Below are 14,929 nucleotides of genomic sequence, written 5' to 3'. Positions count from 1 at the left end.
ACTTGATTTGAATATTCTGGTTTTAAAGAAATATGAAAAAAAATATTTTATTTGATGGATTGCGCTCAGTTGCCCGCATCGGTGAAACCGCAGTAGTTGCGGCTAAAGCCGGTATTAAGTATGCAACTGATAAGCCAAGTAATGCCAAACTCATGCGTGAGACTTTTGAGTCGCTTGGCTCAACATATATTAAGCTTGGTCAGTTTATCGCGAGTACCCCATCGCTATTCCCACGTGAGTACGTAGAAGAATTCCAAGGCTGTTTAGACCAGACCCCAACTTTACCTTTTAGCTATATTCAAGGTGTACTTGCGTCTGAGTTTGAAGGGCGTGATTTAAGCCAGATTTTTAGTTATATCGATGAAACACCACTAGCTTCTGCCTCAATTGCTCAGGTTCATGCGGCTAAACTAACTACTGGTGAAGATGTCGTTATTAAAGTACAAAAACCGGGCGTTGAAACCATTTTGTACACTGACCTAAATGTGGTGCATTGGGCTGCTAAATTACTTGAACGTGCGGTACCTAAAATTAAATTTGCCGCTCTTTCTGACATTGTTGATGAAATTAAAACCCGTATGGTGCGTGAAGTCGATTTCATTGAAGAAGCACAAAATTTAGATGACTTTGTGGAATATTTAAATATTTCCCAAAATCAAGCTGCTACTGCACCTAAAGTTTATCATCAGTTTTCTACGCGCCGTGTTTTGACCATGCAGCGTTTATATGGGGTCCCTTTGACAGACTTTAGCGTGGTTAAACAATATGCTAAAGATCCATCGCAAGTACTCATTACTGCCATGAACACATGGTTTGGTAGCTTAATGTTATGTAAGAGCTTCCATGCGGACTTACATGCTGGAAATCTAATGCTGCTTGAAGATGGCCGTGTTGGTTTTATTGATTTCGGTATTGTCGGGCAGTTAAAGCCGGAAGTTTGGACAGCATGCATTGCATTTATGGATGCTTTACAAAAAACTGATTATCAGGCAATGGCTGAAAACATGCTCAAAATGGGTATGACCCATAATAAAATTGACGTTCAGGTTTTAGCACAAGATCTAGAGCGTTTATTTAATGGTGTGTTAATGGCTGATCCACAGCAGATTTTGGCTTCTAATCCAGCCGATTTAAATGACATCATGATGGATATGGTGGCTGTTGGTGAGCGTCATGGTATTAAATTCCCTCGAGATTTTGCCTTATTATTTAAGCAAATGCTTTATTTCGATCGTTTTATGCGCGTACTCGCACCTTATACTGATATTTATGCAGACCAACGTTTGAAAATGGTTCAAAATATGGAACCTGCTTCGTTGTTAAAGCACTAAGGTCAGTTTAAATTTATGGATGCCATTATTATTGAAGGCTTGAAGGTTGAGACAGTGATTGGCTGTTTCAACTGGGAAAGACAAATCATTCAACCTTTAATGTTGGATTTAACCATCCATAATGATTTGAGCCGAGCTGCAGCGTCTGACAAGCTTGAGGACACACTCAACTATGCCCAGATTTGTGAGTTATCGGCTCAAGCCATTCAACAAGCTAAACCTGAATTAATCGAGCATGCAGCACATTTGGTTTTACAATGTTTGTTTGAAACCTTTCCATCAATTGAAAAAATTACCATAACCATCCGTAAGCCAGCCATCATTGCAGAAGCAAATGCTGTAGGAATTCGTCTTGAACGCACCAGAAACAATTTTTGCGCTCGCCCTAGCGAGTAATTTAGACGCAGATCAGCACTTTACTTTTGCTTATACGCAATTGGCAACTTTGGGGAAAGTGCAGTTTTCATCTGTTTATCAAATTCCATGCCGAGATGGTATTGGAGATGATTACTGGAATTCGGCATGTCTATTAAAAAGCAATTTATCGTGTGAACAAATTGAATCTTTTCTAAAGAAACTTGAGTCAGATTCGGGGCGTGTTCGTCCGTCGCATCATATTTCTTTAGATGTAGATTTGATTGCATGGGGAAGTGATCTGGACCATATGCAATTTAATTCTAAAAAGCTACCTTTGGCACTCGATGTAAAAATTCCTTTATATGAACTTTGGCATTGTGAAACCTTAAAGGCTGATAGCATGATTTATCCAGTCGTTAATTTTAAAGTTTAATACCCTTCAAACTAAATTTTACGCAAACTTTACGCGGGCTTTGACTTCCTCAATAGAGAATTTACGGGCATTTTATCAATACTGAAATTCACTAAATTAGTGTTATTTCAGGACAATAAAGATGCTTATAAATTCTCAAATGCGCATCTTGCATCAGTCTGGCATTGTCTTATGCGGACTTAAAACAAATGATATTTCTCCATCTCTCCTTATTTCCAGTTTGGCAAATCAAGCCAACAAGGGGTATAGAGGAGAATAGCCATGTTAGAACTTATACTTGTTTTATTTATTGTTATTTTTCTAGCATGGTGCCTCAGTAAATATCTATCCAAAGTGATGGCAAATCAGCCGATGTGGGGTGATGGATTATTTCGCTGGATTGAAAATCCTGTATACCGCTTATTAGGTGTATCTCCACAACAACAAATGAACTGGAAACAATATTCTCTAGCATTTGTTGTGAGCTGTATTTTTCTTGCAGTGGCTATTCTTGCTATTTTTATGACGCAAGCATGGCTACCATTAAATCCAAATCATGCACCAAATATGAGTTGGGATTTAGCGCTACACACTGTTATTTCATTTTTAACAAATACGAACCAACAACATTATTCTGGTCAGGCTCAGTTATCTTATTTGTCGCAAATGACAGGTATTGTGGGTTTGCAAGTCATTACTCCAATGATGGGGCTGGCTTTGGTGGTCGCGACCTTAAGAGCTTTCTTTTATCAACGTCCTAACCATATTGCGGCCGATGTTGCCGAGCAGCCAGATCAAATTTTAATTGGTAACTATTGGGCAGATGTAATTCGTCCTACAGTTCGCTTTTTGCTTCCACTTTGTTTTGTCTGGTCATTATTGCTCAATAGCCAAGGCGTGCCAGCAACTTTTCAAGGTGGGCCAGAAGTACAGCTTATTGATAAAGCCAATAGCGTTGAAACTCAAAAAATTCCTTTAGGACCAGTTGCGCCAATGGTGGCGATTAAGCAATTAGGTAGTAACGGTGGTGGTTGGTACGGTCCAAATAGTTCTGTGCCTTTAGAAAATCCAACACCATTTTCTAATTTACTAGAAATGATTGCGATCTTACTTATTCCAATCACAGTCATTTTTATGGTGGGGCATTTTACTCAGCGTAAAAAGTTTGCTTACTTCGTCTTTGGTAGCATGCTTTTCATGTCGATTATTTCAGGTGCAGCTGCTGTCTGGTCTGAGAGTATGTCAGCGACAGCATCTCAATTTGCTGTAATGGAAGGTAAAGAACAACGATTTGGACCAGCCGCATCAGCAGTTTGGGCAGCGATCACTACTCAGGTGAATAACGGCTCGGTCAATATGATGCATGATTCTTCTGCACCGCTTACCGGGCTGGTTGAACTCATTAACATGCTGATTAATGCCATTTGGGGTGGTGTGGGCTGTGGTCTGCAACAGTTTATGATTTATCTGTTACTCGCAGTATTTATTGCAGGTTTAATGACAGGTCGTACCCCTGAATTGTTTGGGCGCAAGATTGAAGCGGCAGAAATTAAGTTGCTCGCGATTATTATCTTGATTCAACCTTTAGTCATTCTTGCGTTTACTGCATTAAGCCTCAGCATTCCAAGCATATCTGGAATTAGTAATCCAGGACCACACGGTATTAGCCAAGTGTTCTATGAATATGTTTCTGCGTTTGCTAATAACGGTTCAGGTTTTGAAGGTCTTGGAGACAACACTGTATGGTGGAATGTCACTTGTAGTATCGGTCTACTGTTAGGACGTTTCCCTACATTAATTTTGCCATTAATGATTGCCACACGTTTAGCAGCAAAAAGAAAAGCACCCGAAACATCAGGTAGTCTTCAGGTTGAAACACCAACCTTTGCCTTAACGCTGATTACGATAGTTGTGTTGCTTACCTTATTACAATTTATGCCAGTTCTTGTCCTTGGGCCTATTGCCGATCAACTTTTGTTGGTTAAAGGCTAAGGAGGCGAGTGAAAATGAATACACAAACTCATGTAAATAGCCATAAACAAACCATGGCAGTGCCAAATTTTGAAGTTTGGAAAAATGCATTTGTGAAACTGCTACCACAGCATGCAATTAAAAACCCTGTGATGGCAATTGTATGGCTTGGAACAGTGGTTACAGGCATTAGTACAATCTTAGGTTACACCACGCTGTTATTTGGTTTAGTGGTTACAGCAATTCTGTTTATTACCATTTTATTTGCTAACTATGCCGAAGCTGTTGCAGAGGCCAGAGGTCGTGGACAGGCATCTTCATTACGTGCAGCAAGAGAAAATTTAACGGCTCGAAGACTTAACTCTTTGACAGACCGTCAAGCGACTCAAGTTGCAGCGACCGAACTTCATTTAAATGATTTTATTGAAGTACATGCAGGTGAGCTTGTTCCAGCCGACGGTGAGATTGTAGAAGGCTTTGCAACTATTAACGAATCGGCTGTTACAGGTGAGTCAGCACCTGTGCTACGTGAAGCTGGAACAGACCGTTCAGGTGTTATTGGCGGAACCAAAGTACTTACAGATCGTATTGTTGTGCAAGTGACTGCTGAATCTGGTCAAAGTTTCTTAGACCGTATGATTGCTTTGGTCGAAGGCTCAAATCGCCAGAAAACTCCGAATGAGATTGCGCTTGGCTTCTTGTTAATGGTGATGACAATCACGTTTTTAATTGTCGTGATTAGCTTGCCATTTATTGCCAAGTATTTGCATATTGAACTTGATCCAGTCGTGCTCGTGGCGTTATTGGTCTGCTTGATTCCTACAACCATTGGTGGCTTGTTACCTGCGATTGGTATTGCGGGGATGAACCGTGCACTCAAAGCCAATGTTTTGGCAAAATCAGGTAAAGCTGTAGAAGTCGCGGGTGACATTGATGTGCTTTTACTCGATAAAACAGGAACCATTACTTATGGTGACCGTCAAGCGACCTCTTTTTATCCTTTAACTTCTGTGAGTGAATCTGAATTAAGAGCCGCTGCTTGGGTAAGTTCACTTGCCGACCCAACACCAGAAGGGAAATCAATTGTTAAGTTGGCAAAAGAGCAAGATTTAAAACAGCAAGAACCTGAGCAAGCCGAATTTATCTCTTTTAGTGCTTCGACTCGAATTTCTGGTGTGAATTTACCGAATGGTGACCAAATTCGTAAAGGTGCTTTAGATGCAATCTTGAAATTTGTAGATGAAGATTATTCTCAAGATTTAGAGTTAAAAGCACGTGTTGAACAAGTTGCCAAAAAAGGAGCAACACCTTTAGTCGTCGCAAATCAACATCATGTATTGGGCGTGATTGAACTTTCAGATGTGATTAAACATGGCATTAAAGAACGTTTTGCTCGTTTGAGAGAAATGGGTATCAAAACCGTCATGGTTACAGGTGATAACCCATTAACTGCGGCCGCGATTGCTGCTGAAGCGGGTGTAGATGACTATATTGCCGAAGCAAAACCAGAAGACAAATTGGCTTGTATTCGCACCGAACAACAACAAGGTCGTTTAGTTGCAATGGTCGGTGACGGAACCAACGATGCGCCAGCATTAGCACAAGCTGATATTGGTCTAGCCATGAACTCGGGTACACAAGCTGCAAAAGAAGCCGGCAACATGGTTGATTTAGACTCAGATCCAACCAAACTACTTGCTGTGGTCGAGATTGGGAAACAGCAGTTGATTACCCGTGGTGCTTTAACAACATTTTCATTGGCAAACGACGTCTCTAAATACTTTGCCATCTTGCCTGCATTGTTCGCTGCTGCGATTCCACAAATGCAAGTATTGAATGTAATGCATTTAGCAAGCCCAAACAGCGCGATTTTATCTGCATTAATTTTTAACGCGATTATTATCCCGCTATTAATTCCAATCGCACTACGAGGCGTCAAATTTAAACCTTCAACTGCAACTCAGTTATTACGTCGAAATATGTTGATTTATGGTGTGGGCGGTGTGGTTCTGCCATTCCTTGCCATTAAAGCGATTGATGTAGTGATTGTTCAATTATTTGGTTTGTAATCTGGAGTTTGAAATGAAAACTTATGTACAAAATTCAGAAGCAAATTTGGGTCAGACCTTAAGAGCATCTTTCGGACTTCTAATTTTTACCTTAGTTGGCTGTGGCGCTGCTTATAGTGCGATTGCTACAGGTGCGGGACAGGTGTTATTCAACAATCAAGCAAATGGTAGTTTGATTGAAATAGATCATAAAGTTTTAGGGTCAAAATTAGTTGCTCAGCCATTTGTTGGAGAGGCTTATTTTCATCCACGTCCTTCAGCAGTCGCTTATGACCCGATGGCGATGGCAGGTACAAACTTAGCGCGTACTAATCCTGAGCTACAGCAACAAATTGATGCTCAGATTCTTGCTGTGAAAAAACAAGATCACACGGGCAATACACCTATACCAAGTGATTTGGTGACTAAATCTGGTAGTGGTATTGATCCGCATATTAGTCCTGAATCTGCTCAGTTACAGGTTGCTCGAGTGGCTCAAGCGCGTCATTTAGACCCTAAGGTTGTGGAAGAGCTTTTGCAAAAGTATGTTGAACCGAAGCAGTTTGGTGTATTGGGGCAAGCTCGTGTTAATGTATTAGAACTCAATATTGCTTTAGATCAATTACAATCTACACATTAACTTAAAAATAAAGTTGTTAGTTTACCGGATGATATCAAGTGCAAAGCAATCGCGAAAATCAGGCTGAGGCCTTATTAAATCATGTTAATAGATATCAAGCCGGTCGACTAACGGTCTTTCTTGGTGCGGCACCAGGTGTAGGAAAAACCTATGCCATGCTCGCCCGCGCTAAAGAACTATTTCAACAGGGCACAGATGTTGTTGTTGGTATTGTTGAAACCCACGGAAGAATTGAAACTCTAAAAATTTTGGAAGGGTTGCCTCAAATTGCTAGAAAGGAAATGCAATATCAGGGGCATACTTTAGAAGAAATGGACTTGGATGCTATTTTACTTAGGCATCCGCAAATCGTTTTAGTTGATGAACTGGCTCATCGCAACGTCCCAAATAGTCGCCATGAACGACGTTGGCAAGACGTCAATGAATTGCTAGACGCAGGTATTGATGTATTCACCACTATAAATATTCAACATTTAGAAAGCTTAAATGATGTGGTGTACCAGATTACGGGAATCCGAGTAAATGAAACGGTACCAGATCGGGTATTTGACCGTATTCGGGACATTCGCTTAATTGATTTACCCGTCAGTGAACTCATTGAAAGGCTCCATCAAGGAAAAGTCTATGTACCAGAGCAAGCAAATCTGGCATTACAAGGCTTTTTTAGCATTTCAAATTTAACAGCATTACGTGAACTCGCAATGCAATGCGTTGCTGAGCATGTCGATTCAGACTTAAAAGAGAGTTATGCTTCAAAGGGATTGAAATCTATCTCGTTGCAAAATGAATTGATGATTGCGATAGATGGGCAAGGCTCTTCTGAATATTTAGTGCGAGCAGGCTGTCGTTTAGCAGAACGTAATGGTGCTACATGGACTGTAGTGAATGTTGCTAAAAGTTCGGACTTTGGACAGAGTTCAGCGAATTCTTATAAAAAAGAATATATCGAGATTGACCGTGCGTTTGAGTTGGCTCGGCAACTCGGTGGCCGAACCGAGGTTTTATATGGGCCGCGAGTTGCGTCAGTGTTAATGGATGCCGCCGTTGATCGAGGTATTTCCAATCTAGTCATTGGTAAAAGTATTTCACCGTGGTGGTTAAAGTTATTTAAGAAAAATTTAGCTCAGCAATTATTAAATCAAGAAAATTCGATTGCTTTAACCATTTTGCACCCAGAACAGGGTACTAAAAAGATTAATCAGCTCGAAAAACCTTCATTTTTATCATTAAAAGAAAGTGTTTTTGTTTTAGCTGTTACATGCGCAAGTATTTTTATAGCTCACTTCGCAGAAGTTCTATTTGGTATTGAAGACTTCTCTGTCATTTTTATTATTTCTGTTTTAATTGTTGCAACGAAAACCCGAATGTTAGCTGCAGTAGTGGCTGCTCTTATTTGTTTCTTAGCCTATAATTTTTTCTTTATTGCCCCGCGTTATACCTTTCAGATTTCAGCACACCAAGGGGTAGTCACCGTTGTTGCTTTTTTTGCAGCAGCTTTAATTGCTGGCCGTTTAGCTTCTCAGTTACGCCAGCAAGTTTTGTCTTTAAAAGCTGCGAATGCTTATACTACGGTAATGCAAGACTTGGCGCGTAAGCTTTCTAGTGCAGTAAACCTTGAAGAAGTCATGCAAACAGGACGTATGACTTTAGAAACACAACTTCAAACTAAAGTGTGGATTTCTATTCAAGATAAAGTTATTTCATCTGATATTGAGCTAAATGATAAAGAAAAAGTAGCCGCAGAATGGTGTTTGAAACACAAGCAGCCGTGCGGACGTTTTACCGATACTCTGAGTCAATCAAACTGGTGGTTTTTACCACTTTTAGAGCAGAAAAATAGCCTAGGTATTGTGGGAATTTACTTTAAGGATGACGTAGTTTCTCTAAATTTTGAGCAAAAGAAATTGACTGAAAGTGTAATTGAATATATTGCACAGGCAGTACTGCGAACCCAATTGGTGAATGAGCTTGAACAAGCAAAAGTCACCAGTGAAACAGAGCGCTTACGTTCTGCTTTATTATCTTCGGTATCGCATGATTTACGCTCGCCACTCGCTTCTATTATTGGGGCAGCAGACACACTTGCCAATTTTAAAGCTGAAATGACAGAACAAGACCAACAAGATCTGCTTGAAACAATTCATTTAGAAGGTGAGCGCTTAGACCGTTATATTCAAAACTTGCTTGATATGACCCGTTTGGGACACGAAGGTCTAACTTTAAAAAGAGACTGGATTGGCGTAGATGAATTAATTGGTTCGGCAACCCGCCGTTTAAAGCGTTATAAACCAGATACGCAAGTGGTCGTTCAGTTACCTGAGCAACCAATTAGTTTGTATGTTCACCCAGCACTGGTAGAGCAAACTATTTTTAATGTTTTAGAAAATGCCGCAAACTTTTCACCTCCAGATGAACCAGTCATGATTCGTGCTCAGCTTTCATCAGAAGATGAAGTAAAAATTGAAATTGAAGATAGAGGAGCGGGAATTCCTGAAGACGAAAGACACCGCATTTTCGATATGTTTTATACTATGGAGCGTGGGGACCGTGGAAAGTTTGGTACAGGTTTAGGGCTAACAATTGTAAAAGCGATCATAGGTGCTCATATGGGTACAATAGAAGCATTTTCAGGGCGCCAAAATAAAGGTACTTTAATTCAAATCAAATTACCCATTCATCCAGTAAAAGAATAAGTTGTAAATTCATGATAAGTCCAGAAACATCACCTGTAGAAACACGTATTGTGATTATTGATGATGAGCCTCAAATCCGTAAATTTTTAGATATTGCTTTAAGAACTCAAAAATACAAAACCACGCTCTGTGAAACGGGTTACAAAGGCCTAGAGGCATTGGCAACCCAAGGGGCTGATTTGGTGATTCTAGACTTAGGCTTACCCGATTTAGATGGGAAAGAAGTCCTTCAAGAATTACGTAGCTGGTCGACTGTTCCCGTTATTGTGTTATCTGTACGTGCTGATGAATATGAAAAAGTTGCCTTGCTAGACGCAGGGGCAAATGACTACATGACCAAGCCTTTTAGCGTGCAAGAGCTTTTGGCGCGCATTCGTGTCATCTTAAGAAATCAACCAATTCAGCAAGAAGCTCATGTGTATGACGATGGTTATCTTAAAGTCGATGTCACGCAACGTTTAGTTTGGATCGAGCAACAGCCAATTACTTTAACTCGAAAAGAGTTTCAACTTTTGACCTTATTAATGCGCTATCAAGGGCAGCTTTTAACACAGCCTCAGCTCTTAAAAGAGCTATGGGGACCCACCCATCAGGAAGATACGCACTATTTACGTATTTTGGTGGGTAAATTGCGCAGTAAACTGGGGGATAACGCAATTCAACCACGCTATATTGCTACTGAACCTGGTGTTGGATTGCGTTTTTTAGCTAAACAGAAAAATAATTAATGAAATATAAAAAAACCTTAGGGTATTTCTCCCTAAGGGTTTGCAAAGTGGTTTATAGTTTTTTTGCTTTTTTATTTATATATCCCAATGTTGTTCTGCTTCAGTCATTTGGGTGTAAATGCTTTGATATTCAGCCTGTTTAACTGTGTACCAATGCTCTACAAAGTCAGTTCCTAAATATCCTTTTAAAATAAGGCTTCCTTTAAATATTTTTAAGGCTTCTGGTTGGTTGTTGGCTAATAAAATGTGCTCGTCTGGAAATTTTAAAAGATGGGCAGGTTTTGGTAGCGGTAACTTATGAGATAAGCCATAAGACGCGCCCGCTAAAATAGTCGCTGTAACTAGATAGGGATTACAGTCCGCTCCAGCAACACGATATTCTAAGCGTTGATTTTGTACATCTGAGCATGGAATTCGGATTGCGACATTACGATTATTGGTATCCCAATTGGCTTCTAATGGCACGTGATGACCAATTTTAAAACGTCTATAAGAATTAATATTAGGAGCTAAAATCGCCATAGATGCAGGCATTAACTCAATGAGTCCACTAATCGCGCTCAATAATTTGGCTGAAAGCTCATCTTTTTTTACTTCTGAACTAAATATATTTTTATGGTATTGATTAAGTATGCTCATATGAAAATGCATGCCACTACCAGCCTTTGCCAAGTTTGGTTTCGCCATGAAACAAGCGGTTAAGTCATGCTTTCTTGCGACTTGTTTTACAATTCTTTTTAAAGCATTAATTTGATCGCAGAGTTTTAAAATATCATGGCTGTGTTGAAGATTTAATTCGTATTGTCCAGGCGATGACTCTGCAACAATAGCGGTAATTTCAATAGATTGAAGTAGGGCTGCTTTCTCAACTTCATCTAGGACTTGTTGATAGTTATTTGGCGCATCTATATCAAAACATTGGTTTTCTGAACATGTCTCGAATTGATGCTGAGGTGAGAAAAGATAAAACTCTAGCTCGGCAGCCATGACAGGGAAATAATTATTAGCATGTAACTGATTTAATAATTTTTTTAATATATTACGTGGTTCATAGCGACAGCCAGAACCATCTTCTTCTTGCATGGATAGGTAAAGCTGAGCATTTAATTCTGGGGATAAGGCACTGGGTTGCAAGCTGCCTAAAATGGGCAGGCAAAGTCTATCTGGTTCACCAATATATTTTCCCAGTCCTGTTTCTTCAATCACTTTTCCATCAAGGCTCATGGCATAAACAGAAAGAGGAAAATAACAACCATTCGATAGATTTTTCAAACTCTTAAAGTCAATACGTTTGCCACGAATATGCCCGTTTAAGTCATGTAGACAAATATCAATGTGCTGAGTGTGTGGATATAAACTTAAATATTCTTCAACTTCTTTTAAAAAAAGCTCTGAGTTGAACGTATGAATTTGCGTTTGTGGAATAAAATCATCTGATATTTTAAATGCTTTAAAGTGAGAATCTTTTAAGTTTAAACTTGGGTAAATAAGCGTACTCATTATAAAAAACCTTGGTGGTTATTTAGCTAAAATCCTACCTTAGCCTTTGAAGTTAATCTCGTAAAAAAAGAGTAAAAAGACAAAGGGTTTTTTTATAAATAATTTTGGATTTTTATTTTAATAATTAAAAAGTTAATTGGTGCTTTTATGATAAGTCTTTAAAGTAAAATTAACGTATAAGGGCCATCAAAGAGTTGTCTGATCGTTCATGATTTCGCTTTTAAAATTAAACATAATTAGGAATTGTGATCCTTAAATTTGGTGAGATGGTCAAACTGCTTTAAACTTAAAATCTTATCCAGTTAAACATTTATGTATAAATCTTGAATTGAGCAAGACTTATATAGTGTATGTACTGGAATTTTATTTTTTGCGTTTTTTTAATTTTTATTTTTGAGTTCTCTTAATATGAAAAATATCGGTTTAGCCATTTTAGCAATCAGCCTTTCAGGTTGTGCTGCAATGAGCGTAGAAGAATGTAAGACTGCGAATTGGTCATTAGTGGGTGAGAAAGATGGTTCGAAAGGTTCTTCGCCACGTTTAGATCAATATTACAAAGCATGTGGAAAAGCCAATATTGTTCCAGATCAAAAGTCATATGAACGTGGGTATAAAGAAGGCCTTGGTTATTATTGCCAGCCAGCAAATATTTTTTATAATGCTTTAGAAGGTAACGGTAATATTAATGTATGCCCAGTTGAGCAGCGTAATCGTTTAAGACCTTATTATCGAGCTGCCTCAGATTACTACAATGCAAAAGCTGAATATGATCGTTATGACGAGAAGTTTAAGCAATATTCTGATAGCGCTTATAACGAAAAATTAAAGCCAGAAGAGCGTGAACGTTATCGTAAACTTTTAAGAGAATTACAAATTGATCGTGACCGTATTAACAGAAACTATTGGAACTCAATTCGAGATATCGAACGTTTTAAATATGATCATGGATTAAAATAATATTTTAAAAAAGGATTGATCTGTTTGAGATCAATCCTTTGTTTTTTTAAAGATAATAACTCGTTTTTGTCATTAACTTTGAAATAGCAGTCATCGTGATTTTTACTGCATATGGTAATTCAACGCCGCCTGCTTCAAGTGCAGTATGACGGTGATGCAATTCATCTTCATTCATTTGCTCTAGAATTTTGCGCGAGCGTTCATCTTGAGCGGGTAACTGGTTTAAGTGATCTTGCAAATGTAGACTAACTTGACGTTCAGTTTCAGCAACAAAACCTAAGCTATATTTATCACCTGCAATACCGGCAAGAGCACCCATACCATATGAAAGGCCATACCAAATCGGGTTCAATAAGCTTGTATGACTATTTAGCTCTTTTAAACGGTCTTCACACCAAGCTAAATGGTCTTGTTCTTCAATCGCTGCCTGTTGCATTTCGCGGCGTACATTTGGCAATTTCGCTGTCAATGCTTGCCCATGATAAAGTGCTTGAGCACACACTTCACCACTGTGGTTAACACGCATTAAACCTGCAACATGGCGAGCATCTTCTACTCCAAGTTTTGCTTCTACTGTTTCAGCTGGATTTTGGCGCTGCGCTGCTGTTGCACCCGGAACAAGACTACGTAATGCTTGATCAAAAGAGTTAATAAGTTGATCAATTCCAGTATAGTGGCGCATAAATTAGTCCTCCAAAGAAAGATGTGCTGTGGCAAGCATTGGTTTTAGTCGGGCAAGAAGCCATATACTAAAGATTGCACTAAGTACAGCTGTAATAATAAATAGTATTTTAATATCAATTTTTAAAACACTTAAGATTAAGATTGAAAAAATTGCAGAAGAAACCATAAAAACGGCATTTAAGATATTATTTGCCGCAACAACACGTGCACGATGTGAACGTGGTGAATAAGCCTGCATCATGGCATATAGGGGAACAATATAAAAACCGCCACTAATACCCAATAAAGTCACAGCAATCATGACATGGTAGTAAACCCAGCCTTGGGTGAAAACATCTTTTAAAGTCAGTAATGCTCCGGTTCTTTCTGGTACAAAAGCCAGACTGGCAGCAAGGTAGAGCGCAAAAACAGTAAGGCCAATTGCACCAATCGGCACCATTTTAATATTAATTTCTGAACCACCAATTTTACGGCAAAGAAGAGAACCCACACCAATACCGACTGAAAAGAAAGTCAGTAACAGGCTAACCACATTTTCCGATGCATGAAGGTTTTGCTGAGTCAACTGCGGAATTTGAGTTAAATAAGTCGCTCCATAAAACCAGTACCATGAGTTACCTAGCAAAATTGTGAATACTAGCGGTAAGCTTTTGGCATATTTGATAGTTTGAAAGCTTGTACGAATAAAGTTCCAGTCAATATCTAAATCAGGTGCGGCAACTTTTTGTGGCAAGATGAAACGGCTGAATAAATAACCTATGCAAGCAATCGCTACTACAGTAATACTAATCCACAATAAGTTTCCATCTGATGATGCAATTACGGCACCACCCAAGATCATTCCGAATAAGATGGCCATGGATGTACCAGACTGAAACAAGGCATTGCCAGACATGAGTTCATGTGGTTTTAAGATTTCTGGCAAAATGGCATATTTAATGGGGCCAAAGAAAGTCGAATGTGTGCCCATCAAAAATAGGGCTAAAAGAAGCAACCATAAATGCCCCAATAAAAAACCGGCAGAACCGATGAGCATAATAATGATTTCTAAAATTTTTATGCCACGGACAAGTTGTGAGCGTTCATACTTATCAGCAATTTGTCCGGCAGTTGCTGAAAAAAAGAAATATGGCAAAATAAACAACAATGCTGCTAAATTATTGAGTGTGCTTACTGGGGCAGATTGTTGCTGAATCCAACCATAAGTAATGACTAACAATAAAGCTTGCTTATAAACATTGTCATTTAATGCGCCAAAAAACTGGGTAAAAAACATCGGTACAAACCGACGTGATGTCATCAGGGATTCATCTTGTTTCATCATGTGCAAGCTTCATTGAGTTTTATAAAAAAATGTGACGGAGTGTTAATTTGCATCTAAAACCATGTATGATATTTTTAACGCTTGATTAAATGAAAAATCAATGGTTTTGAGTGAGTTTTGTCCTCATATTGGTGCGTTTATTAAAAAATAAGTTTAGAGTTTTTCATGCCTTCTAAAATTAAGTTTAAACAGTCAACTCTTTCTCACTCTATGCATTTAATCTTAAAAATGCAGAGTATACCTAAACTTATTTGTAGCAGCTTATTATTAAGTTTATGTGTTAC

The 14,929-nt window shown here is 38.9% G+C and carries 12 protein-coding genes; 9 read left to right on the top strand and 3 right to left on the bottom strand.

Features of this window, described 5'->3' with window-relative positions:
* Positions 1 to 32 precede the first annotated feature (32 nt).
* From GO593_RS18480 to GO593_RS18445, 8 genes are all read left to right on the top strand, one after another.
* Positions 33 to 1,331, top strand: a complete 1,299-nt coding sequence (locus GO593_RS18480; RefSeq protein ID WP_000739367.1) for an ABC1 kinase family protein — start codon at positions 33 to 35, stop codon at positions 1,329 to 1,331.
* Positions 1,332 to 1,346: 15 nt separating this feature from the next.
* Positions 1,347 to 1,727 carry a dihydroneopterin aldolase gene (folB, locus tag GO593_RS18475; protein ID WP_000338776.1) on the top strand — a complete coding sequence of 127 codons (381 nt, stop codon included), beginning with the start codon at positions 1,347 to 1,349 and terminating at the stop codon, positions 1,725 to 1,727.
* Positions 1,684 to 2,121 carry a 2-amino-4-hydroxy-6-hydroxymethyldihydropteridine diphosphokinase gene (locus tag GO593_RS18470; protein ID WP_000993399.1) on the top strand — a complete coding sequence of 146 codons (438 nt, stop codon included), beginning with the start codon at positions 1,684 to 1,686 and terminating at the stop codon, positions 2,119 to 2,121. The genes folB and GO593_RS18470 overlap by 44 nt, the downstream gene beginning before the upstream one ends.
* Before the next feature lie 261 nt (positions 2,122 to 2,382).
* Positions 2,383 to 4,092: a potassium-transporting ATPase subunit KdpA gene (kdpA, locus tag GO593_RS18465; RefSeq protein WP_000891222.1), complete on the top strand. Its 1,710-nt coding sequence runs from the start codon at positions 2,383 to 2,385 to the stop codon at positions 4,090 to 4,092.
* Positions 4,093 to 4,100: 8 nt separating this feature from the next.
* The gene (kdpB, locus tag GO593_RS18460) at positions 4,101 to 6,140 is read left to right on the top strand and encodes a potassium-transporting ATPase subunit KdpB (protein WP_001983652.1); all 2,040 of its coding nucleotides are present in this window, start codon (positions 4,101 to 4,103) and stop codon (positions 6,138 to 6,140) included.
* A 13-nt stretch (positions 6,141 to 6,153) separates the two neighbouring features.
* The gene (gene kdpC / locus GO593_RS18455; protein WP_000861111.1) at positions 6,154 to 6,759 is read left to right on the top strand and encodes a potassium-transporting ATPase subunit KdpC; all 606 of its coding nucleotides are present in this window, start codon (positions 6,154 to 6,156) and stop codon (positions 6,757 to 6,759) included.
* Positions 6,760 to 6,797: 38 nt separating this feature from the next.
* On the top strand, positions 6,798 to 9,452 hold the full coding sequence (locus tag GO593_RS18450; RefSeq protein ID WP_001191616.1) for a sensor histidine kinase: 2,655 nt from the start codon (positions 6,798 to 6,800) through the stop codon (positions 9,450 to 9,452).
* Positions 9,453 to 9,463: 11 nt separating this feature from the next.
* Positions 9,464 to 10,180, top strand: a complete 717-nt coding sequence (locus GO593_RS18445; protein WP_000625253.1) for a response regulator — start codon at positions 9,464 to 9,466, stop codon at positions 10,178 to 10,180.
* A gap of 75 nt (positions 10,181 to 10,255) precedes the next feature.
* On the opposite strand, the gene GO593_RS18440 is transcribed toward GO593_RS18445, so the two are convergent.
* The gene (locus GO593_RS18440) at positions 10,256 to 11,680 is read right to left on the bottom strand and encodes a glutamine synthetase family protein (RefSeq protein WP_000105624.1); all 1,425 of its coding nucleotides are present in this window, start codon (positions 11,678 to 11,680) and stop codon (positions 10,256 to 10,258) included.
* Positions 11,681 to 12,088: 408 nt separating this feature from the next.
* On the opposite strand from GO593_RS18440, the gene GO593_RS18435 reads away from it, so the two are divergent.
* The gene (locus GO593_RS18435; RefSeq protein WP_000789247.1) at positions 12,089 to 12,637 is read left to right on the top strand and encodes a DUF2799 domain-containing protein; all 549 of its coding nucleotides are present in this window, start codon (positions 12,089 to 12,091) and stop codon (positions 12,635 to 12,637) included.
* Between the two features lie 46 nt (positions 12,638 to 12,683).
* On the opposite strand, the gene coq7 is transcribed toward GO593_RS18435, so the two are convergent.
* On the bottom strand, positions 12,684 to 13,319 hold the full coding sequence (gene coq7 / locus GO593_RS18430) for a 2-polyprenyl-3-methyl-6-methoxy-1,4-benzoquinone monooxygenase (RefSeq protein WP_001216787.1): 636 nt from the start codon (positions 13,317 to 13,319) through the stop codon (positions 12,684 to 12,686).
* A gap of 3 nt (positions 13,320 to 13,322) precedes the next feature.
* The gene (locus tag GO593_RS18425) at positions 13,323 to 14,645 is read right to left on the bottom strand and encodes an MFS transporter (RefSeq protein WP_000977588.1); all 1,323 of its coding nucleotides are present in this window, start codon (positions 14,643 to 14,645) and stop codon (positions 13,323 to 13,325) included.
* Between the last annotated feature and the right edge of the window lie 284 nt (positions 14,646 to 14,929).

The organism is Acinetobacter baumannii, assembly GCF_009759685.1.
GTDB classification, from domain to species: domain Bacteria; phylum Pseudomonadota; class Gammaproteobacteria; order Pseudomonadales; family Moraxellaceae; genus Acinetobacter; species Acinetobacter baumannii.
This window is presented reverse-complemented; position numbering and strand designations above follow the sequence as displayed.

Excerpts from the sequence above, each read along its gene's own strand:
- GO593_RS18480 (WP_000739367.1), top strand. The coding sequence starts at position 33 with ATGAAAAAAAATATTTTATTTGATGGATTGCGCTCAGTTGCCCGCATC.
- folB (WP_000338776.1), top strand. The coding sequence starts at position 1,347 with ATGGATGCCATTATTATTGAAGGCTTGAAGGTTGAGACAGTGATTGGC.
- kdpA (WP_000891222.1), top strand. The coding sequence starts at position 2,383 with ATGTTAGAACTTATACTTGTTTTATTTATTGTTATTTTTCTAGCATGG.
- kdpC (WP_000861111.1), top strand. The coding sequence starts at position 6,154 with ATGAAAACTTATGTACAAAATTCAGAAGCAAATTTGGGTCAGACCTTA.
- GO593_RS18445 (WP_000625253.1), top strand. The coding sequence starts at position 9,464 with ATGATAAGTCCAGAAACATCACCTGTAGAAACACGTATTGTGATTATT.
- GO593_RS18440 (WP_000105624.1), bottom strand. The coding sequence starts at position 11,680 with ATGAGTACGCTTATTTACCCAAGTTTAAACTTAAAAGATTCTCACTTT.
- GO593_RS18435 (WP_000789247.1), top strand. The coding sequence starts at position 12,089 with ATGAAAAATATCGGTTTAGCCATTTTAGCAATCAGCCTTTCAGGTTGT.
- coq7 (WP_001216787.1), bottom strand. The coding sequence starts at position 13,319 with ATGCGCCACTATACTGGAATTGATCAACTTATTAACTCTTTTGATCAA.
- GO593_RS18425 (WP_000977588.1), bottom strand. The coding sequence starts at position 14,645 with ATGATGAAACAAGATGAATCCCTGATGACATCACGTCGGTTTGTACCG.